This is a genomic window from Variovorax sp. Soil_C_26 (assembly GCF_057657075.1).
Window position 1 is genome coordinate 1 of record NZ_JBDGJC010000040.1, and the last position, 714, is coordinate 714.

The following is a 714-nucleotide window of genomic DNA, read 5'->3' on the forward strand; positions in this document are numbered from 1 at the left end:
TGCGACCGAGACGATCACGGGTGGCGAGACGCGCATGGTCACCGGTGGGCTGACCGAGACGGTCAATGGCGGCGTGATGCTGACGGTGAATGGCACGGTGGTGCGGATCCTCAGCGGTACCGATCTACGGATCATCGGCGCAGGGCGCATCGAGATCATCAACGCGATCGATAGCAAGGTGGTGCTCGGGCCGAACATCACCACCGTGACCGGTCCCAAGATCGTGTTTGCCCCATTCATCATTCACTACGCCGACACCTACACGATCAACACCGTCAACTACATCGTCAACGCCAAGGTGGTGATTCACAACAAGCCCACGCAGACGCTCCACATCCAGGAGCACAGCCACTGGCGTTGGACGCGCTACGACATCGAAGTGTGGCAGGGCGGGACGCACAACCTGGCCTTCGACATCTACGGCATGAAGCTGATGGTGAGCAGGTGGTTCTTGTCTGCCAACGGCATCTTCGTCAATCTCGCAGCGAAGACCGAGATCCAGACGATGAACAAGTACACGGTCGGCTGGTTGAAGTTTCGACAGTTCGCGAAGGAAGCCAAGACCCATGGCGTGCGTGCAGTAAAGGGAACGATTTTCGTCAAGGCGAACTGAAAAGGATGGTGGTGATGACCAGGATCGTTACGGCCCACACCCCGCTGGGTGAAGAGCAGCTGAAGTTCCGCTCGATGCGCGGCACCGAGGGGCTGTCGCAG

General features: G+C 59.0%; 1 pseudogene. It reads left to right on the plus strand.

The window, feature by feature from the left end:
• A pseudogene (locus AC3A6G_RS27350) lies at positions 1 to 613 on the plus strand (type VI secretion system tip protein VgrG); the annotation flags it as partial.
• Between the last annotated feature and the right edge of the window lie 101 nt (positions 614 to 714).